Below are 20,153 nucleotides of genomic sequence, written 5' to 3' on the forward strand. Positions count from 1 at the left end.
AAGATCGGCGGCAAGCTCTCCCTGCGCGCCTCGATCACCGGTGAGATCGTCATGGACGGCGTCGAGGTGGGCGAGGATGCCCTCCTTCCCAACGTGTCCGGACTCAAGGGACCCTTCGGTTGCCTCAACCGGGCCCGATACGGAATTTCCTGGGGTTCCCTGGGCGCCGCGGAGGATTGCTGGCACCGGGCGCGCCAATACACCCTCGACCGCAAGCAGTTCGACCGGCCGCTCGCCGCGACGCAGCTCGTGCAGAAGAAGCTGGCCGACATGATGACCGAGATCACCCTCGGCCTGCATGCTTCGCTTCGGGTCGGCCGTCTCTTCGACGAGGGCCGCGTCGCGCCCGAGATGATCTCCCTGGTCAAGCGCAACAATTGCGGCAAGGCTCTGGAGATCGCCCGTCAGGCCCGCGACATGCACGGCGGCAATGGTATCCAAGAGGAATATCATGTCATGCGTCATGCGCAGAACCTGGAAACCGTGAACACCTACGAGGGCACGCACGACGTGCACGCCCTGATTCTGGGCCGCGCGCAGACGGGCCTGCAGGCGTTCTTCTGAGAGGAGACTGGTAGCGCATGTCAGTTCGGATCACCTTGGCGGGATCGACCGGCTGGGTCGGCAAAGCCCTCGTGGCGGCCATTGCCGCCTCCGACGATCTCCTGCTCGTGGGAGCGGTCAGCCGCAGCGCGGCGGGCCGGGATGCCGGCGAAGCGGCAGGGCTTGCCCGCCTCGGGGTACAGGTCAGCGCCACGCTGGAAGAGGCCCTGGAGGCCCCGTCCGACGTGGTGATCGACTATACCAAGCCGGGTGCGGTCAAGGCTCATGCCCTGACGGCGCTGGCCCAGGGGCGGCATGTGGTCGTCGGCACGTCCGGACTGTCCGCCGAGGATTATGCCGAGATCGATCGCCGGGCGCTTGAAGCCGAGCGTGGCGTGCTCGCGGCCGGCAATTTCTCGATCACCGCGACCTTGTTGCGCCGCTTCGCCCTGGAGGCGGCCCGCTACGTCCCGGACGTGGAGGTCATCGACTACGCCTCCGCCAAGAAGCCCGACACGCCGTCCGGGACCGCCCGCGAGCTGGCGGAGCTCCTGAGCGAGGTGCGCCTGCCCGCCACGTCGAAGCCGATCCAGGATCTGACCGGGGTCCGCGAAACCCGCGGCGGCTCGCTCGGGGCGAAGGAGCCGGTGCAGGTGCATTCGCTGCGCGTGCCGTCCTTCGTCCTGTCCTGCGAGGCCGTGTTCGGGGCTGACAACGAGCGGCTCGTGATCCGCCACGATGCGGGCTCCTCGGCGGCTCCCTACGTGGCCGGCACCCTGCTGGCCGCCCGTCGCGTCCTGTCCTTCATCGGATTGAAGCGCGGCCTCGACGCCGTGATGGATTGACCGTCATGAAACCGCTCGAAGGCCTCAAAGTCCTCGAACTCGCGCGCATCCTCGCGGGCCCCTGGGTCGGCCAGCTGCTGGCCGATCTCGGCGCCGACGTGGTCAAGGTGGAGCGCCCGGGCGCCGGCGACGACACCCGCGGCTGGGGCCCGCCCTTCGTCGAAGGGGCGGACGGGGGCGATCTCTCGGCGGCCTACTTCCATTCCTGCAACCGCGGCAAGCGCTCCATGGCGGTCGATTTCGAGACGCCCGAGGGGCAGGAGCTCGTGCGCAGGCTGGCGGCCCATGCGGATGTGGTGATCGAGAACTTCAAGGTCGGCGGGCTGAAGAAGTATGGTCTCGACTACGAGAGCCTGAAGGCCGTCAACCCGCGCCTGGTCTATTGCTCGATCACCGGCTTCGGGCAGGACGGCCCCTATGCGGCCCGGGCCGGCTACGATTTCATGATCCAGGGCCTCGGCGGCATCATGGACCTGACGGGGGACCCTCAAGGGGAGCCGCAGAAGATCGGCGTCGCCTATGTGGACATCTTCACGGGCGTCTATTCCGTCGTGGGCATCCTGGCGGCGCTCCGCCGGCGCGACCGGACCGGCCAGGGAGGGCATCTCGACATGGCGCTCCTCGACGTGCAGACGAGCGTGCTGGCCAATCAGGCCATGAACTACCTGGCGTCCCAAAAGTCCCCGAGGCGCATGGGCAACGCCCATCCCAACATCGTGCCCTATCAGGTGTTTCCGGTCGCGGACGGCCATGTGATCGTGGCGGTGGGCAACGACGGGCAATTCGCCCGCTTCGTGTCCGTGCTCGGCAAGCCCGACCTGGCGCAGGACGAGCGCTTCCGGACCAATGCGGGCCGCGTCCGCCACCGGGCCGCGCTCGTGCCCCTGCTCACGGAGCTGACCCTGGCGTTCACCCGGGAGGATCTGCTGTCGGCCCTGGAAGGGCAGGGGGTCCCGGCCGGACCCATCAACACGGTGGCCGACGTCTTCGACGACCCGCAGGTCGTCGCCCGGGGCATGAGGATCGACCTGCCGTCCGAAGCGGCCAAGGGCGGAACCATCCCGTCCGTCCGCTCGCCCATCGTCATGGACGGGCAGCCGATGGTGGCGGGCCGGCCGTCGCCGCGTCTGGGGGAGCACACGGACGACGTCCTGCACGATCCGTCCTGGATGGCCTGAGGCCCGCCTGCGCTATTGGGCGATGCCCTTGCTGACGAGCCGGTCGATCGCCTTCACGATCCGCTCCCGGTCCTCCTCCGAGAACGGGCTGAGCTTGTGCATCTCCAGGCTGCTCAGCCCTTCGGTGGCGAGCCAGCCCAGCAGGGCGGAGTCCAGATCGTCCGAATTCGCCTTGAGCTGCTCCAGGGTGGTTCTGATCACCTGACGGACGGGATCGAGAAGGCTCGGGTTTTCGGCCGTCGCCGCCATCATGCCGGTGGCCATGTCCTGCATCTTTCCGCCGCAGCAGAAGTTCAGCAGGGTCTTCGTCACGACCCGCGCCTCGCGGTTGGGTCCGGGGGCGGCCTGTTCGCGCAAAGCATCCTTTTCGGACGCGACCTGGTCGATCATGCGCTGGATCATGGCCTGGAGAAGCGCGTCCTTGGTCGGAAAATTATACAGAAGCCCGCCCTTGCTGAGCCCGGCGCGCTCGGCCACGGATTCGAGCGTCAGCCGTCCGGCCCCGATCTCGCCGACGAGTTCTGCAGCCGCGTCAAGAATCTTTTCCCGGGAACTTTTTCGGCCTCTGGTACAGGAAAACAGCATCTACATCTCTTGTCTCGTGCGTCGTCGCACTTGTAACTAAACCGTCCAGACGGTATAGAAATTCACTCTCACGGCCTTGGCGTCAAGGTAAAGTTACGCTATTGCCGCACCCACCATAGTCGTACAGGGCTTGAGGATTGAGCCCTAACTCTCGGAAAAAGCCTATGAAACGGCGCATTGTAGTTGCTCTTGTCTTCATTCTTGCAATCGGACTTTGCGCCGGACTGGTCTGGTTCAACTTCTTCCGCGACAAGATGATCACCCAGTTCTTCGCCACGATGCAGCAGCCGCCGCAGACGATCTCGGCCGCCAAGGTCGAGGCGAAGACCTGGACTCCCAGCATCAGCGCCATCGGCACGGCCAAGGCGGCGAACGGTGTCGAGCTCGCCTTCGAGACGGCCGGCATCGTCAGCCAGATCAAGTTCAAGGCGAACCAGGAGGTCCGCCAGGGCGAGGTTCTCGTCCAGCTCGACGACTCCGTCGAGCGCGCCGACATCCAGGATGTCCAGGCCAACGTCAAGACGGCCGAGAGCAGCTTCGAGCGCGCCAAGGCCCTGTCGGCGCGCGGCTACGGCACGGAGGCCAATCTCGATCAGGCCAGCGCCCTGCTCGCGGCGGCCCGCTCCCGCCTCGCGCGGCTGCAGGCGATGATCGAGCAGAAGGCCTTGAAGGCACCGTTCTCGGGCGTGATCGGCATTCCGAGGATCGATGTCGGGCAATATCTGCAGCCCGGGACGGTCATCGCGAGCTTCCAGGACCTGTCGTCGATGAAGGTCGACTTCACGGTTCCGGAGCAGCGCGCCAGCGAGGTCAAGCTCGGCCAGGAGATCCACCTGGGTACGACCGAAGGCAATCTTCCGTTCAAGGGCCGCGTCATCGGCAAGGACCCCCGCGTCGATCCCAAGACACGGCTCGTCTCGGTCCAGGCTGTCGTCGAGGACAACAAGGACGGCGCGATCCTCCCCGGCCAGTTCCTCCACGTGGAGGTGATCCTGCCGCAGCAGCCCGATGTCCTGACCGTGCCGCAGACGGCCGTGATCGCCAGCCTTTACGGCGATTACGTCTACACGATCGACGAGGAGCAGAAGGACGGCAAGCCGGTTCTGATCGCCAAGCAGGTCTTCGTGAAGACCGGCCGCCGCCGCGGCGGCGCTCTCGAGATCGTCTCCGGGGTGAACCCGGGCCAGCAGGTGGTCGCCTCCGGGCAGAACAAGCTGCAGTCCGGGGCGGTCGTCAAAATCGACAATTCCATCGACGTGACGAAGCTCGACACGTCGAAGCTCGCGAGCGGTCAGTAGGCATCAGCCATGAGTTTCACTGAACTTTTCATCCGCCGCCCCGTCCTGTCGATGGTGGTGAGCCTCCTGATCCTGCTGCTCGGCGCGCAGGGTCTGATGAACCTGCAGGTGCGTCAGTATCCCGAGGTCGAGGAAACCACGATCACGATCACGACGACCTATACGGGCGCCAGCGCCGACCTGATCCAGGGCTTCATCAGCACGCCCATCGCCAAGTCCGTGTCGAGCGCGGAAGGCGTGGATTACGTGACGACGCAGAGCCGCCTCGGCATCAGCACGGTGTCGGTGCGCATGCGTCTGAACACGGATCCGAACGCGGCGCTCACCGAGGTCACCGCGAAGGTGCAGCAGGTCCGCGCCCAGCTTCCCTCGGAGGCCGAGGATCCGGTGATCATGAAGGGCACGGGCCAGAGCTTCGCCCTCATGTACATCACCTTCGGCAGCACGGAGATGAATCCGGAGCAGGTCTCCGAGTTCCTGACCCGCGTGGTGCAGCCGCGCTTCGCGACGCTCGAGGGCGTCGGCAACGCCGAGATCCTCGGCGGGCGCGACTTCTCCATGCGCGTCTGGCTCGATCCCGTCCGTCTGGCGGCCCGCGGCGTGACGGCCGGCGACGTGGTGCAGGCGATCAACGCCAACAACTTCCTCGCGGCGCCTGGCAAGACGCAGAGCGAGTACGTCGCCTACCGCCTCGACATGCAGACCACCCTGCAGACACCCGAGACCTTCAGCATGCTGCCGATCCGCTCCCAGGGCGATCAGGTGGTGCGCCTGCGCGACGTGGCGGACGTGGAGCTCGGGCCCGAGAGCACGGACACCATCGTCAGCTTCAACGGCAGCCAGGGCACGTTCATCGGCATCACCCCGACCCCGTCGGCCAATCCGCTGACCGTCGCGGCCGCCGTCACGACGGCCATCGACTCGATCCGTCCGACCCTGCCGAAGGGCATGAGCGTCGAGATCGTCTACGACGCCTCGAACTTCATCTCGGCCTCGATCGAGGAGGTGTTCAAGACCATCGGCGAAGCGGCGCTCATCGTCGTGGTGGTGATCCTGCTCTTCCTGGGCTCCTTCCGGTCGGTGCTGATCCCGATCGTGACGATCCCGCTCTCGCTCATCGGCGTGTGCTTCTTCCTCTATGCGCTGGGCTATTCGATCAACCTCCTGACCCTGCTGGCCATGGTGCTGGCGATCGGTCTCGTGGTCGACGACGCCATCGTGGTGCTGGAGAACATCCACCGGCACATCGAGGAAGGCTTGAAGCCCGTCGAGGCGGCCGTCGTGGGCATGAAGGAGATCTTCGTCCCGATCGTGTCCATGACGGTCACGCTTGCGGCCGTGTACGCGCCGATCGGCTTCACGCAAGGCCTGACGGGCTCGCTGTTCCGGGAGTTCGCCTTCACGCTGGCAGGCTCCGTGGTCATCTCGGGCATCATCGCGGTGACGCTCTCGCCCATGATGTCGTCGAAGCTCCTGAAGCCGCATGGCGGCCAGGGCCGGTTCGCCGCCTTCGTGGACCGCACCTTCACCCGGCTCGAGAACTGGTACGGCCGGCGCCTGAAGGGCTCGCTCGATTACCGCGGCGTGACGCTGGTCATCGTGGCCGTCCTTCTCGGCACCACGGTGTTCCTGTTCACCAAGACCTCCTCCGAGCTTGCGCCGGAAGAGGATCAGGGCGCCTATCTCGGCATCGTCAACGTGCCGAAATATGCGACCGCCGAGTACACGCAGGCCTTCTCGAAGCAGTTCACGAACGCGGGCGAGAAAATCCCCGAGATCGACGACAGCTTCCTCATCGTCGGCATCGACGGCGCCGGCGGCGGCTTCTTCGGCTTCAAGCTGAAGGAGTGGAGCGAGCGCGAGAAGAAGGGCGCGGTGACCAAGCAGGACATCCAGAACCTCCTCAACGAGAACGCGGGCGTCCAGGCCTTCGCCTTCGCGCCTCCGTCCCTGCCGGGCGGCGGCGACGGCCTGCCGATCCAGTACGTGCTGCGCACCATCGGCGACTCGTCGCAGGCCTTCGAGGTGGCCGAGCAGATCCGTCAGCGCGCCATGAAGTCCGGCAAGTTCATCGTCGTTCAGAACTCGATCTCCTACGAGACCCCGCGCGCCCGCATCACGGTGGATCGCGATCGGGCCGCCGCGCTCGGCGTGCCGGTCTCCGAGATCGGCACCACGCTCGGGGCCCTCGTGGGCGGCGCGCCGATCTCCAAGTTCGACCGCGACAGCCGGAGCTACGACGTGGTCAGCCAGGTCCGGCAGGAGGACCGCCTGAACCCGGAACGCCTGGCCGAGTACTATGTCCGGGCCTCCGACGGGTCCATGGTGCCGCTCTCTGCCCTGGTCAGCATCAAGACCGATGCCGCGCCGGCCGCCATCGAGCAGTTCAACCAGCTCAACTCGGCGACCGTCTCGGCGCTGCCGCTGCCCGGCGTGACCACGTCGGAAGGCCTGGCGACCCTTCGCTCCATCGCCAAGGAGGTCCTGCCTCAGGGCTTCTACGAGGATTATGCCGGCCAGTCGCGCCTGGAGATCCAGGAGGGCAGCTCGATCTTCATGGCCTTCGGCCTTGCGGTCATCGTGATCTATCTGGTGCTGGCGGCGCAGTTCGAGAGCTTCCGCGATCCGTTCATCATCATGATGTCGGTGCCGCTCTCCATGTTCGGCGCCATGATCTTCCTGAACCTGGGCCTGGCGACCCTGAACATCTACACGCAGGTCGGCCTGATCACCCTGGTGGGATTGATCACCAAGCACGGCATCCTGATGGTGGAGTTCGCCAACGAGCAGAAGGAGAAGCACGGCGTCAGCAAGCGCGAGGCCATCGAGGAGGCGGCCCGCGTGCGTCTTCGCCCGATCCTCATGACCACGGCCGCCATGGTGCTCGGCGTCGCGCCGCTCCTCTACGCCAGCGGGGCGGGCGCGGCGGCCCGCTTCTCCATGGGCCTCGTGATCGCGTCGGGCATGTCGATCGGCACGATCTTCACGCTGTTCGTGGTGCCGATGTTCTACACCTTCATCTCGAAGGAGACCGTGCGGGCCGGCCGAGCCGAAGAGGCGCATCCCCATCGCCAGGCTCTGGCGGCGGAATAAGGCGCGATCCCGAGAGCGGCCTCCGCTGTCGGGATTCGTCTCAAGCCCCGGGACAAAAGCTCCAGGACAAAAGCTCCAGGACAAAGAAAAGGCCGGGCATTGCCCGGCCTTTTGCGTTTCAGGCGGCGGAAGGCAGAGGGATCGGCTCTGCCTTTCGTCGTCCGAGCTCAGTGGGCGATCTCGCCCTCGACTTCCATGAACGGAGAAACGGTCTTGAAGCCGGCCTGTTCGGCGGCCTTCCTGACGGCCTCCGCAACTTCGGTCGAGTGAACCTCGATGGTCTCGCCCGTCTTGGAATCGACGAACATGATCTTCATCGCGTTCACGTCCGGCTGTCCGTGGGAGATGACGTAGGAGTTCTGGGTGGCCAGACGGTGGACCAGACCGGCATCGCGCAGGAAGTCGAGCGCGCGATAGATCGTGACCGGGGCGAGGCGCTTCTTCTCGCTGCTGAGACGATCGACCAGGTCGTAGGCACCGACCGGGCCGCCGCTCTGGACCAGCTCGCGATAGACGCGCTCGCGAATCGGCGTGAGCCTGAGATTGTTCTGGCGGCACAGATCGTCTGCACGGCGAAGGAGGTTTTCCTCTTCTTCTTTCCTGAGGGCCTTGGTGCTCATGAGCCACACTCCTGTTATTACGGAACCTATATATTCATATAGGTAAAATGCGAATCTGACAATGTGCTATCATTACCGGTGGCGCTTGCAGCTGTGCATATTCCGCAAAGGAATCTGGCATTTGAACACAGACGGGGAGCGAAGCGCGGTGAATAGATACAGAATAACGTATCTAAAAGGCCGATGTTCCCGAAGGGAGACTCACTTCGAGCAAGTCTCGCACAGGCCGCGAATCTCGACGGTGACCTTCTTGGTGCAGAAGGCGTGATCGTCGCCCCAATGGGAGAGGCGCTCGCTGATATGCGGGTCGGTGAACTCACGGACCAGGCCGCAGCTCTCGCAGATGGCGAAAGCCGCCATGTCGTGCTCCTGGTGCGGATGCTTGCAGGCCACGTAGGCGTTGAGGCTCTCCAGCCGATGGGCCAGACCCTTCTCGATCAGCTTGTCCAGGGACCGGTAGACGGTCGGAGGCGTCACCGCGCCCTTCGCCCGCATTTTGTCGAGCACCTCATAGGCCGAGAGCGGACTCTGCGCGGAGCACAGGATCCGGTGCACCCGCTTCTGGGTGTCGTTCAGGTCCTCGAGGCCATGATGCTGATGCGTGGAAGCCATCTTGAAAAATCGTCTCGTCCGCGTCTGGGCGTGATCACCCTATAGGTCATGATTGCGCGGTCGATTTCAAGGGAGCTGCACGGGGCCGGTGCGCCCGGTCCCGTACGGAGCGGATCAGAGCATTTTTCGGTGAAGTGGATCCGGTTCACCGTCAGAAAATGCGGCTCGGCAAAGAAGAGAGATGATTCCACGTGAGTGGAAGCAGCTCTAGAGATCGACCCAGGCCGCCTTGCGCTGCGAGGAGCGCACCGCCGCTTCGATGAAGCGCACGCCGCGCACCCCGTGCTCGACCGTGGGCACCTGAAGCGAGAAGGGGTTGGGCTCGCGGTTCTCGATGCGCGCCGCGATCTGCTCGGCCACGTCCGTGTAGAGCTGGGCGAAGCCTTCGAGATAGCCTTCCGGGTGTCCGCCGGGAATGCGCGAGGCCGCGCGCGAGACCTCGTCGGCCCCGTATCCGTTGCGGCGGATGGTCCGCGGTGGCTCGCCCAGGGGCGAGAAGGTGAGATAGTTCGGGTTCTCCTGATGCCATTCGAGCCCGGCCTTCTCGCCGTAGATGCGGATTCGCAGGCCGTTCTCGAGGCCCGCCGCCACCTGGCTGCACCAGAGCATGCCCTTGGCGCCGGACGCGAAGCGCAGCATCATGTGGGCATTGTCGTCGAGCCTGCGGCCCTCCACGAAGGTGTGCAGCTCCGCCGACAGGGAGGCGACCTCGTCGCCGGCGATGAACTCGGCGAGGTTGAAGGCGTGGGTGCCGATGTCCCCGACGGCGCCGGCCGGACCCGAGCGGGCCGGATCCGTGCGCCACTCCGCCTGCTTGCTGCCGGTCTCCTCCATGCGGGTCGCGAGCCAGTCCTGCGCGTATTCCACCTGCACGACCCGGATGGCTCCGAGCTCGCCCGCCTGCACCATGGCGCGGGCCTGGCGCACGAGCGGATAGCCCGTGTAGTTGTGCGTGACCGCGAAGATCAGACCGGAATCCTTCGCGAGCTTCGCCAGCTGATCGGCCTCGCGCCGCGTGGTGGTGAGCGGCTTGTCGCAGATCACATGGATGCCCGCCTTCAGGAAGGCGCGCGCGGCCGCCGCGTGAGCGTGGTTGGGCGTCACGATCGCCACCGCGTCGATGCCGTCCTTCAGCCGCCGCTCGCGGCGCGCCATCTCGTTGAAGTCGCCATAGCTGCGGTCGGGCCTCAGGAGCAGGTCCTCGCCGGAGGCCTTCGCCCGCTCGGGATCGGACGAGAGCGCACCCGCCACCAGCTCCCAGCGGTCGTCGAGGCGGGCGGCGATGCGGTGCACGGCGCCGATGAACGCGCCGCGCCCGCCGCCGACCATGCCCAGGCGCAGGCGGCGATTGAGCTTCTGTTCCGGTGATCCAGCGATCGTCATGTGTCTGCCCCCTTGTCGCTTATGCGGCGTCGATGCCGAGCATCCGGCGGTTGGCCGCCTCGTCGGTCCCGCCGGCGGCGAAATCGTCGAAGGCCTTCTCGGTGACGCGGATGATGTGCGCCTTGATGAACTCGGCGCCTTCCCGCGCGCCGTCCTCCGGGTGCTTCAGGGCGCATTCCCATTCCAGCACGGCCCAGGAATCGTAGTCGTACTGCGCGAGCTTGGAGAAGATGGCGCCGAAATCCACCTGCCCGTCGCCGAGCGAGCGGAAGCGCCCGGCGCGGTCGATCCAGCTCTCGTAGCCGCCATAGACGCCGACGCGGCCCGACGGGTTGAACTCCGCGTCCTTGGCATGGAACGCCTTGATGCGCTCGTGATAGAGGTCGATGAAGGCCAGGTAGTCGAGCTGCTGCAGCAGGAAATGGCTCGGATCGTAGTTGATGCAGGCGCGCCGGTGTCCGCCGACCGCATCGACGAAGCGCTCGAAGGTAGCGCCGTCGTGGATGTCCTCGCCCGGATGAATCTCATAAGCAACGTCGCAGCCGGCGTCCTCGTACGCGTCGAGGATCGGCTTCCAGCGGCGTCCCAGCTCCTGGAAGGCGGTCTCGACGAGACCCGCGGGCCGCTGCGGCCAGGGATACATGAACGGCCAGGCGAGCGCGCCCGGGAAGGTGACGCTGGCGTTCAGGCCCAGGCGCTTGGAGGCTTTCGCCGCCATCAGCATCTGGTTCACGGCCCATTCCTGCCGGGCCTTCGGGTTGCCGCGCACCTCGGGCGCCGCGAATCCGTCGAAGGCCTCGTCATAGGCCGGGTGGACCGCGACGAGCTGGCCCTGAAGGTGCGTGGACAGCTCGGTGATCTCCATGCCGTGCGAGCGCACGATGCCGGCGATCTCGTCGCAATAGGCATCCGATTCCGCCGCCTTCTGGAGGTCGATCAGGCGCGGGTCGAAGGTGGGGATCTGAACGCCCTTGTAGCCGAGGGACGCAGCCCAGCCGCAGATCGCGTCGAGCGAGTTGAACGGAGCCTCGTCACCTGCGAACTGCGCAAGGAAGAGGCCGGGGCCCTTCATGGTCTTCATGGGTGAACTCCCGATGTGGCTTGAGTGAAGGCAGAAACCGGCAAGGATCGGCAAGGGCAATGATCGGCAAGGGCAAGGATCGGCAAGGGCAAGCCGCGCGGCGGTCGAGCGGCTTGCCGTTGCCTCGCCTCTCCCGGGCGGGAGAGGCGAGAGCCACGTCGCCTGATTAGAACGGCGAGTTCGGGAAGTAGTGCTCCTTGGCGTTGTCCTTCGTGATCAGCTGGGCGTTGAGCACGTAGGTGCCGCGCATGGGAGCGTTGGTGTAGAAATGCGCCGCGGTGACGCCCATGGCGGTGGCGATCATGGACGGCGGATAGGACACGTCGGCCGGGATCATCTTGTCGCCGTCCATCACCTTCTTGACCATGTCCTTCATGCCGGCGCCGCCGAGGACGAACTTGATGTCCTCGCGCTTGGCCTGCCGGATCGCCTCCATGATGCCCAGCGCCATGTCGTCGTCCGACGCCCAGACCGCGTCGATCTTCGGGTGCTTGGACAGGAAGTCCTGCATCACCTTGAAGGCGTCGTCGCGGTTCCAGTTGGCATATTGCTTGTCGATCACCTTCACGCCCGAACCCTCGAGAGCCTTCTCGAAGTTCGTCACGCGCTCCTCGTCGATCACGGTCGGGATGCCGCGGAAGATCACGACGTTGCCCTGCTTCAGGTTGTCGACGAAATATTTGCCGGCGACGCGGCCGAATTCCGGGTTGTTTCCGGCCACGTAGATGTCCTGGATCGACGGGTCCTTGAGGCCGCGGTCGACCACCGTGATGAGGGTGCCGCGCTTCTTGATCTCGCGGACGGGGTTCGTCAGCTCGTCCGAGTTGAAGGGCAGCACCACCAGGGCGTCGACCTTCTGCGAGGTCAGATCGTCGAGGGCGTTCGCCTGCGAGGCGCCGTCCGGCGAGGTCTTCACGATCACCTTGAGGCCGGGATAGCCCTTCTCGAGCTGCTTGGCCGTCTCCTGAGCGTGGTAGACGACGCCGCCGGTCCAGCCATGGGTGGCGGCCGGGATCGAGACGCCGATCGTCACGTTCTTCTGCTGGGCCATGGCCCCGGTGGCGACGCCGGCCATGAGGCCGGCCGCAACCGCGATCTTCAGTACCGTTGCTTTCATCTCATTCCTCCCTGAAGGGTTGACTAAGCCTTTTCTCCCTCGTCCGGTGGGCTTGGCACCGGATTCATCGCCCGCGGTGGACTGACCGTTGCACGAGCATGGCGATAATGATGATGGCACCCTGAACCGCGCCCACGAGGAACTCGGAGACGAAGTTCGACAGCACCATGATGTTGGCGACGAGCTCGAGGATCACGGCGCCCACCACCGTGCCCCAGATGCGGCCGATGCCGCCCTTCAGGGCGGTGCCGCCGATGACCACGGCCGTGATGGCCTGCAATTCCCAGAGAAGGCCCGTGGTCGGCGTGGCCGAGCCGAGGCGCGGCACGTAGACCAGCACCGCGATGCCGACGCAGATGCCCTGGATGATGTAGGTCAGCGTCCGCACCCGCCAGATCGGCACGCCCGAATAGCGGGCCACGTCCTCGTTGGACCCGAGCGCCACCACGTGGCGGCCGAAGGAGGTGCGATAGAGGATCAGCGCGCCGATGGCGGCCACCACGAGGAACGCGATGATCGGGATCGGAACGCCGAGAATGCTGTCGAAATAGACCGGCCGGTAGAGTTCGCGCAGCTCGAAATTGCGCATGGTGATGGTGCCGCCGGCCGCGAGCCAGATCACGAGCGAGCGATAGATGCCCATGGTCCCGAGGGTCACGATGAAGGGCTCGATGCGCCCGAAGGTGACGATGAGGCCGTTCGCCAGTCCGCAGGCCGCGCTCAGGGCGATGGCCGCGAGCATGCCGAGCGCCAGGGTGCCCACGTCCCCGCCACCCAGGTTGTTCAGGGTCAGGATCATGACGCCGGCCGTCAGCGCCGCCATGGAGCCGACGGAGAGGTCGAGCCCGCCGCCGGCGATCACGAAGGTCGCGCCCACGGCGATGATGGCGATGAAGGCCGAGCGCGTCACCACGTTGAGCAGGTTCGACGCGGTCAGGAAATCCGGGTTGATCAGCGCGCCCGCGATGATGAGCGCCACGAGCGCGATGAAGGGGGAGAGGGCCCGCATGTCGATGGTGAACCGGCGCTTCTCGGCGCTCGAGCGTAGGACGGTTTCGGTCATGCGTGGCCTGCGGCGATTTCCGCCGCCCTTTCCTCATGGACGCCGGTGGCGAGATAAACGATGGAATCTTCCGACAGATCGGCCTGGGCGACCTCGCCCGCGACGCGCCCGTTGCGCATGACCACGACGCGGTGGCACAGACCGATCAGTTCCTGCATCTCGGACGAGATGACGACGACCGCGCGGCCTTCGGCGGCCAGGGAGGCAATGAAGCGGTAGATCTGCTCCTTGGTGCCGATGTCGACGCCACGGGTCGGCTCGTCGATGATGACGATGCGCGGCTCCACCAGCATCATCTTGGCGAGCAGCAGCTTCTGCTGATTGCCGCCCGACAGCTGTCCGGCGAGAAGATCGCGTCGCCGGGTGCGGATGTCGAAGTCCTTGATCGCCCGGTCGAGCGCCGTCTCCTCGCCGGCCCCGTCGATGAAGGACCCATGGCTGAATTTCTCGAGGGCCGCCAGGGTCAGGTTGACCCGGAGATTCTGCTGGAGCAGCAGGCCTTTGCCCTTCCGGTCCTCGGACAGGTAGACGATGCCCGCCGCCATGGCCTCACGGGCATCGCGGAAATGAACCTTCTGGCCGTCGAGGGTGATCGCGCCATGGCCCGGACGAAGCCCCACGAGCGCTTCGAACAGTTCGGTGCGGCCGGCGCCGATCAGGCCGCCGAACCCGAGGATCTCGCCGCGATGGAGGGTGAAGGAAGCATTCTCCACATAGCCGGGAACGACCATGTCGCGGACGCCGAGGAGGGGTTGGTCGGAGGCGGTTGCCGGCTTGTCCGGATAGAGCTTTGACATGTCGCGGCCCACCATGAGGCGGGCCATCTCGAGCGGCTCCAGGCCTTCGATGTCGCGGGTCGCGATGTGGCGCCCGTCGCGCAGCACGGTGACCCGGTCGGCAACCGCCTTCACCTCGTTCAGACGGTGCGAGATGTAGAGGACGGCGACGCCCTGGGACCGCAGCTTCCGGATGATGTCGAACAGGCTCTCGGCCTCGACCGGCGTAAGAACCGCGGTCGGCTCGTCGAAGGCGACCACCTTGTGCGGCACCAGCAGCGCCCGGGCGATCTGCACCAGCTGCCGGTCCGCGATGGAGAGGCGGCTGACCTCCCGGTCGGGATCGATGCCGGTGCCGAGCTCACGCAGGATCGCCCGCGTCCGCTCGCGCATGGCCCTGTCGTCGACGAAGCCGAAGCGCCGGATCTCGCGACCGAGGAAGAGGTTCTGCGCCACCGTCAGGTCGGGCGCGAGAAGGATTTCCTGGTGCACGAGAACGATGCCATGGCTCTCCGCATCCACGGGCCCCGAGAAGGTGATCGGCTGGCCGTTCAGATGCAGGGCTCCCTTCGTGGGCGCGATATGGCCTGACAGGATGCGCATCAGCGTCGACTTGCCGGCTCCGTTCTCGCCGATGACCGCATGGACCTCGCCGGGCTTCAGATCCAGCGAAATGCCGCTCAGGACCTCGATCGGTCCGAACGATTTCGAGATGTTCTCTGCGCGAAGAACGGATTCCATGAACGGCTCCGGATGAGCGGCATCGCTCGCCTCCGCTCGGAAGACGGGCGTCAGGGGCATGTGCGGGCGAGGGTCAGCTGGACGGCGCGTGAGCGGGCATTGGTTTCCTCCTGGTTTGTCCGCCTGTCCTCTGCCGGGACATTGGGCGGGCTGGAACTGCATAGGGGGCAACGTCCCTATGTAATCGTTTACATGAAACTTTACCGAAACCTCGGCTTCTGTCAAACAGAACCATGGTAGGGGGAGGTCCATGGACGACATCGGGCAGAAGGACGAACCGGAGCAGTCAGGGTTTTCGGCCCGCGCAGCGCGGATTCAGGACGTCGCCAAGCTGGCCGATGTCTCGACCGCGACGGTCAGCCGGGCCCTCGCCACGCCGGAGCGGGTTTCCCCCGAGGCTCGGGCGCGGGTTCAAGAAGCCATCGCCAAGACCGGCTACGTGCCCAACCCGGCCGCGCGCACCCTTCGGTCGCAGAAGACCTACATGGTGCTGGTCGTTCTGCCGGACCTGGCCAACACCTTCTTCTCCAAGATCCTGCGCGGCATCGAGGAAACGCTTTTCGAAGCCGGATATGGAATGATCATCAGCGATCTCGACGGCTCGCCCGAGAAGGAGGCGCATTTCGCAGCCTTCACGGCGGCGGGACGAGTCGACGGCGCCATTCTTCTCAACGGCCATCTGTTCGGGCAGAGCCGCGACGGGGAGGGAAGTCCAGCCCGCCTGTCGATCCCGCTCGTGGCGCTCTGCGAGGCGATCCCGAGCGCCGATATTCCGCAGATCGAGATCGACAATCGCGCGGCCGCCTCCCGCATGACGCAGCACCTGGCCGCTTTGGGCCACAAGCGCATCGCCTATGTGAGCGGTCCGGCGGGCAACATCCTCGAGCGTGAGCGGTTCCAGGGATTCAAGGACGGGTTGGAACGGGCCGGCCTGCCATACGATCCGGCCCTCGTCATCCCGGGGGACTACACCATCGAGGCGGGCGTGAGGGCAGGGCAGATCCTGGTGGCGCAAACCACCCGACCGACGGCCGTGTTCTGCACCAGCGACCAAATGGCCATCGGGTTGATGCGCACCGTCTTCTCCGCCGGGCTGAAAGTCCCCGACGACATCTCGGTGGCCGGCTTCGACGATATCGAGTTTGCCGCCGTGGCCGAGCCGTCCCTCACCACGATCCATCAGCCGCGCAGGGAACTGGGACAGGCGGCGGCCTCGGCCCTAATCGATCTGCTGCAGGGGCGGCCATCGCCCAAGCGAATCCGTCTGGAGACCGACTTGGTGATCCGCGACAGCGTGGTGCCGCTTCGATGACGATCAGAAGATCGAGAAGGCGCCCACGAACAGGACGAGCACCAGGCCGATGAAGCCGACGAAGGCATAAAGGGCCTTGCGCGAGTCCCGATGGGCGTAGCTGTCCTTCTCGGCGCCGTCCTTCCAGCGGGCGGAGGATTCCTGGTGACGGGCCTGATCGACCTGCTCCGGCGTGGGCGGCGTGCCGCCGGCCTCGTCATCGGTGCCGAGCGAGGAGAGGCCCGGATCGAACACCGCGTTCTTGTCGCCCGTACGGCCGCTGTTGATGTCGCCCTTCAGCTGCGCCGTGGTCGAGCCTTTGGTCAGAGGCGGCGCATCCATCGGCTTGACCGTGCGCGTCGGAGGAGTGTCGGCGTTGTGTGGAACATCTGAACGGGTGGACATTGATCTCTCCGGGGGCTCCGCTGAGGGAAAACCGCCGGGGTCACCCGATGTTCCGGCTCCGGGGTGACAGGGTCCTCGGGCGTCAGGCAAGAAAAAAGGCCGTTGTTGCCAACGGCCCGAAGTTTAGGGAGGAAACGCCCAAGAAGGGCAGCAACGCTGCGACGCCAATCGCCGTGTTGCATTGCAATAATTAAGCGCCGCGCCGCCCTGTTTCAAGACCAAAAGGTCAGCATTCATGCCCAATTTTTCGCCGCCTTGAACGGACGGGATTCCAAGCCGATTGGCGGTGAAAAACGGGGCGCGAGCCCATAATTCAGGCAGGCAAGGATCTTCAAGAGGCCAGAGATGCCCCAGCTGAACGCCATTCTCGAGACAGCGCTTTACGTGGACGACCTGCCGCGGGCCCGGGCCTTCTACGAGGCTGACCTCGGCCTGAGGCTGCTGTTCGGCAACCGGCGCATGTGCGCCTTCGACGTGGGCGGCAGGAGCGTGTTGCTCCTGTTCCTGCGCGGCGGCTCGAACGAGCCGATGCCCACCCCGGGCGGGACGATCCCGGCCCATGATGGCGCGGGACCGCTCCATGTCGGCTTTGCGGTTTCCGGCGATGAGCTGGGCGCCTGGGAGGCGCGGCTGCAGGAGCGCGGGATCCCGGTCGAGAGCCGGACAACCTGGTCCCGTGGTGGCACCAGCGTGTATTTCCGCGACCCCGACGGCCACCTGCTCGAACTGGCGACGCCGGGCCTCTGGGAGACCTACTAGCGCATCGGACGGAAAAGTGGACCCGGTTTTCGCTTGCGCGGCCCGCTGGGTCCGCCTCTTCCGATGCGCCGATCAAGAGAGGGAGCCTCGGATGGATCCCAAAAGTGGTGTCCACTTTTCACGTCCGAGGCTCTAGCGCATCATGCGGCCCTCCGGGTCGCCGATGCTCTAGGCGGCGTCAGGTCACGACGCTGGGCTCGCGGCGGCCCGTGCGGCTCGCGATCTCGGCGATCTCGTTGGCCGCCTGGACGACGGGCGCCAGAACCTCGGCGGTCGCCAGGTCGTGCCGCTCCGCATTCGGTTCGAAGCGCTCGAGATAGACCCTGAGCGTGGCGCCCGACGTGCCCGTTCCCGACAGGCGGAACACGGCGCGCGCATCCTCGGCGAACAGGATCCGGATCCCCTGCTTCGGCGTCACCGATCGATCGACCGGGTCCGTGTAGGCGAAGTCGTCCGCCGATTGGACCGTGAGTCCGCCGAAGCGCTGCCCGGGCAGGGTGGAAAGCTTCGCCCGGAGGGCATCCATCAGTGCATTGGCCGGCGCGGTCTCGAGCTCCTCGTAATCGTGGCGCGTATAGTAATCGCGCCCGAATGTGGCCCAATGCTCGCGCACGATCTGATCGGCCGGCTTCTTGGTGACGGCCAGGATGTTGAGCCAGAGCAGCACGGCCCAGAGGCCGTCCTTCTCGCGGATGTGGTTCGAGCCCGTGCCGGCGCTCTCCTCGCCGCAGAGGGTGATGAGGCCCGCATCCAGAAGATTGGCGAAGAACTTCCAGCCCGTGGGCGTCTCGAAGCAGTTGATGCCGAGCTTTGCGGCCACCCGGTCGGCGGCCCGGCTCGTCGGCATGGAGCGCGCCACCCCGGCAAGGCCCTTCGCATAGCCGGGGGCGAGATGAGCATGGTTTGTCAGGATGGCGAGGCTGTCGCTCGGCGTGACGAACAGCTTCGGCGCCACGATCATGTTGCGGTCGCCGTCGCCGTCGGAGGCGGCGCCGAAATCGGGCGCGTCGGGCCCGTCCATCAACTCCATGAGGTCATGGGCATGGACGGGGTTCGGATCGGGATGGTGGCCGCCGAAATCGGGCTTGGGCTCGCCGTTGACGACCGTTCCCGCCGGCGCTCCGAGGCGGTCCTCGAGGATGGCCTTCGCATAGGGGCCCGTGATGGCGCTCAACGCGTCGAAGCGCATGCGGAAGCCCGACCGGAACAGCTCGGCGATCCGCTCGAAGTCGATGAGCTGCTCCATCAGCTCCGCATAGTCGGCCACGGGATCGATCACCTCGACGGTCATGTCGCCGACCATGGTCGACCCGATGCGGCCGAGGTCGATGTCGGCCCCCTCGACGATGGCGTATTCCGTGATCGCGCTGGCGCGCTTGAACACGGCTTCCGTGAAGGATTCCGGCGCCGGCCCGCCGTGGGCCATGTTGAACTTGATCCCGAAATCACCGTCGGGTCCGCCCGGATTGTGGCTGGCCGAGAGCACGAGGCCGCCGATGGCCTTGTGCTTGCGGATCACGCAGGAGGCGGCCGGCGTGGACAGGAGGCCTTTCTGGCCGACCAGAACCCGCCCGAAGCCGTTCGCCGCTGCCATGCGGATCGCGGTCGCGACCACGGTTTCGTTGAAGAATCGCCCGTCGCCCCCGATCACGAGGGTCGAACCGTCCTTGTTCTCGACGGTGTCGAAGATCGCCTGAATGAAGTTCTCCACGTACCGGGGCTGCTGGAAGACCGTGACCTTCTTGCGCAGGCCGGACGTGCCCGGGCGCTGATCGGAATAGGGAGTCGTCGGGGTACGGGTGGTCGCCATCGGTGCAGATCACTTCCTTGAGCGGCCCTCGATGGGCCAGGTCTCGAATGCTTCGTCGATCCCGGGACGGGATCAAGGACCATTTTAGGGTCACCCTTCGCAGATGCCACTGCCCAGATGAAGGTTCGATGAAGGAGCCGTGACGCCTGGACGACGTCTGGATGCACGTGCTGAGTTCCGGCGACGCCTTCGACCTGGCGAAGCGTCGCCCGACCGAGGTCCCCACGTCAAGAAGAGCCATGCGATGGAAGCGCAGGCGGCGGGCTAATCGGATAGGACGCGACGAAGCCACCGGGACAGATCCCGGTCGAGAGCTTCCCTGCACTGGTCGAGACCGTGAAGGCAGCCGGGATAAACGATGAGCTCCTTGGGCTCGCCGGCTCGGGCGTGAAGATCCCGCGAACAGGACGGGGGCAGGATCTCATCCTTTTCGCCATGGATGAAGATGACGGGTTTCGGGCTGATCTTGCTGACGGGTTGCGTGCCTGCGGTCTGGCTGCTCAGCGCCGCGACCGCGATCACAGCGTCGCTGGCGGCGCCTGCGTTGATGACGACGGCGCCGCCGAACGAATGTCCGACGAGAACAATGCGATCCTTGCCGATGCTTTCCAGGTAGGCGAGACCGATCATCACATCCAGGACGCAGTCGTCCAGATGCCCGGGGCGACGGTAGTCCAGTTCGAGCGATGCCGTCTCGCTCTCTCTGAATTCGGCCCCGAGGCGCGTGTAGAGACCGCCCGCCGGGCCGCCGAGGCCACCTCCGGCCCCGAATACCCAAAGGATGGCTTTTGCGCCCCGTGCCGGGTGATGGCGGCAGGACATCGCGCCCTCGGTCGTGACGAGCTGAAGGCGCTCCGATGTCTCACTCTCAAGCAGGCGAATGACATCGCGCAGAGTGATGATCGAGTGCCGGGTGACCTGAGGCATGCCACGCCCCGCCGCTCATAGCCTGC

General features: G+C 65.8%; 18 protein-coding genes. 7 read left to right on the plus strand and 11 right to left on the minus strand.

What is annotated here, in order from left to right:
* From NF876_RS32895 to NF876_RS32905, 3 genes are all read left to right on the plus strand, one after another.
* The coding region (locus NF876_RS32895) for an acyl-CoA dehydrogenase family protein (protein WP_262272358.1) at positions 1–564 on the plus strand (564 nt) is incomplete at its 5' end.
* Positions 565–581: 17 nt separating this feature from the next.
* Complete coding sequence (dapB, locus tag NF876_RS32900; RefSeq protein WP_262272359.1) at positions 582–1,388, plus strand: 4-hydroxy-tetrahydrodipicolinate reductase; 807 nt, start codon at positions 582–584, stop codon at positions 1,386–1,388.
* 5 nt (positions 1,389–1,393) lie between these two features.
* Complete coding sequence (locus tag NF876_RS32905; protein ID WP_262272360.1) at positions 1,394–2,566, plus strand: CaiB/BaiF CoA transferase family protein; 1,173 nt, start codon at positions 1,394–1,396, stop codon at positions 2,564–2,566.
* A 12-nt stretch (positions 2,567–2,578) separates the two neighbouring features.
* Here NF876_RS32905 and NF876_RS32910 read toward each other — a convergent pair whose 3' ends face one another.
* Entirely contained in the window at positions 2,579–3,151 is a 573-nt protein-coding gene (locus NF876_RS32910; RefSeq protein ID WP_262272361.1) for a TetR/AcrR family transcriptional regulator, read from the minus strand.
* A 164-nt stretch (positions 3,152–3,315) separates the two neighbouring features.
* Here NF876_RS32910 and NF876_RS32915 point away from each other — a divergent pair, with 164 nt between their 5' ends.
* Together NF876_RS32915 and NF876_RS32920 are read left to right on the plus strand one after the other, a co-directional pair.
* Positions 3,316–4,449 (plus strand): efflux RND transporter periplasmic adaptor subunit, encoded by a 1,134-nt coding sequence (locus NF876_RS32915; RefSeq protein ID WP_262272362.1) that lies wholly within the window; start codon positions 3,316–3,318, stop codon positions 4,447–4,449.
* 9 nt (positions 4,450–4,458) lie between these two features.
* Positions 4,459–7,542: an efflux RND transporter permease subunit gene (locus NF876_RS32920; protein WP_262272363.1), complete on the plus strand. Its 3,084-nt coding sequence runs from the start codon at positions 4,459–4,461 to the stop codon at positions 7,540–7,542.
* Positions 7,543–7,709: 167 nt separating this feature from the next.
* Here the strand turns inward: NF876_RS32920 and NF876_RS32925 are convergent, their stop codons facing one another.
* From NF876_RS32925 to NF876_RS32955, 7 genes are all read right to left on the minus strand, one after another.
* Entirely contained in the window at positions 7,710–8,162 is a 453-nt protein-coding gene (locus tag NF876_RS32925; protein WP_262272364.1) for a Fur family transcriptional regulator, read from the minus strand.
* A 201-nt stretch (positions 8,163–8,363) separates the two neighbouring features.
* Positions 8,364–8,774 carry a Fur family transcriptional regulator gene (locus tag NF876_RS32930; RefSeq protein ID WP_262272365.1) on the minus strand — a complete coding sequence of 137 codons (411 nt, stop codon included), beginning with the start codon at positions 8,772–8,774 and terminating at the stop codon, positions 8,364–8,366.
* A 207-nt stretch (positions 8,775–8,981) separates the two neighbouring features.
* Entirely contained in the window at positions 8,982–10,157 is a 1,176-nt protein-coding gene (locus NF876_RS32935; protein ID WP_262272366.1) for a Gfo/Idh/MocA family protein, read from the minus strand.
* 19 nt (positions 10,158–10,176) lie between these two features.
* On the minus strand, positions 10,177–11,238 hold the full coding sequence (locus NF876_RS32940; RefSeq protein ID WP_262272367.1) for a sugar phosphate isomerase/epimerase family protein: 1,062 nt from the start codon (positions 11,236–11,238) through the stop codon (positions 10,177–10,179).
* Positions 11,239–11,404: 166 nt separating this feature from the next.
* Positions 11,405–12,355 carry a substrate-binding domain-containing protein gene (locus NF876_RS32945; protein ID WP_262272368.1) on the minus strand — a complete coding sequence of 317 codons (951 nt, stop codon included), beginning with the start codon at positions 12,353–12,355 and terminating at the stop codon, positions 11,405–11,407.
* A 64-nt stretch (positions 12,356–12,419) separates the two neighbouring features.
* Complete coding sequence (locus NF876_RS32950; RefSeq protein ID WP_262272369.1) at positions 12,420–13,418, minus strand: ABC transporter permease; 999 nt, start codon at positions 13,416–13,418, stop codon at positions 12,420–12,422.
* Positions 13,415–14,935, minus strand: a complete 1,521-nt coding sequence (locus NF876_RS32955; RefSeq protein WP_262272370.1) for a sugar ABC transporter ATP-binding protein — start codon at positions 14,933–14,935, stop codon at positions 13,415–13,417. Before NF876_RS32955 ends, NF876_RS32950 begins: the two co-directional genes overlap by 4 nt.
* 250 nt (positions 14,936–15,185) lie before the next feature.
* Here NF876_RS32955 and NF876_RS32960 point away from each other — a divergent pair, with 250 nt between their 5' ends.
* Positions 15,186–16,247, plus strand: coding sequence for a LacI family DNA-binding transcriptional regulator (locus NF876_RS32960; RefSeq protein WP_262272371.1), 1,062 nt, complete (start codon positions 15,186–15,188; stop codon positions 16,245–16,247).
* 3 nt (positions 16,248–16,250) lie between these two features.
* On the opposite strand, the gene NF876_RS32965 is transcribed toward NF876_RS32960, so the two are convergent.
* Positions 16,251–16,631, minus strand: coding sequence for a hypothetical protein (locus NF876_RS32965; protein WP_262272372.1), 381 nt, complete (start codon positions 16,629–16,631; stop codon positions 16,251–16,253).
* Between the two features lie 345 nt (positions 16,632–16,976).
* Between NF876_RS32965 and NF876_RS32970 the strand changes: the two genes are divergently transcribed.
* Positions 16,977–17,390: a VOC family protein gene (locus NF876_RS32970; RefSeq protein ID WP_262272373.1), complete on the plus strand. Its 414-nt coding sequence runs from the start codon at positions 16,977–16,979 to the stop codon at positions 17,388–17,390.
* A 178-nt stretch (positions 17,391–17,568) separates the two neighbouring features.
* Here NF876_RS32970 and NF876_RS32975 read toward each other — a convergent pair whose 3' ends face one another.
* Both NF876_RS32975 and NF876_RS32980 read right to left on the minus strand, forming a co-directional pair.
* Complete coding sequence (locus tag NF876_RS32975) at positions 17,569–19,200, minus strand: alpha-D-glucose phosphate-specific phosphoglucomutase (RefSeq protein ID WP_262272374.1); 1,632 nt, start codon at positions 19,198–19,200, stop codon at positions 17,569–17,571.
* A 264-nt stretch (positions 19,201–19,464) separates the two neighbouring features.
* Entirely contained in the window at positions 19,465–20,127 is a 663-nt protein-coding gene (locus tag NF876_RS32980) for an alpha/beta hydrolase (RefSeq protein WP_262272375.1), read from the minus strand.
* Positions 20,128–20,153: the final 26 nt, after the last annotated feature.

The organism is Microvirga yunnanensis, from assembly GCF_025460875.1.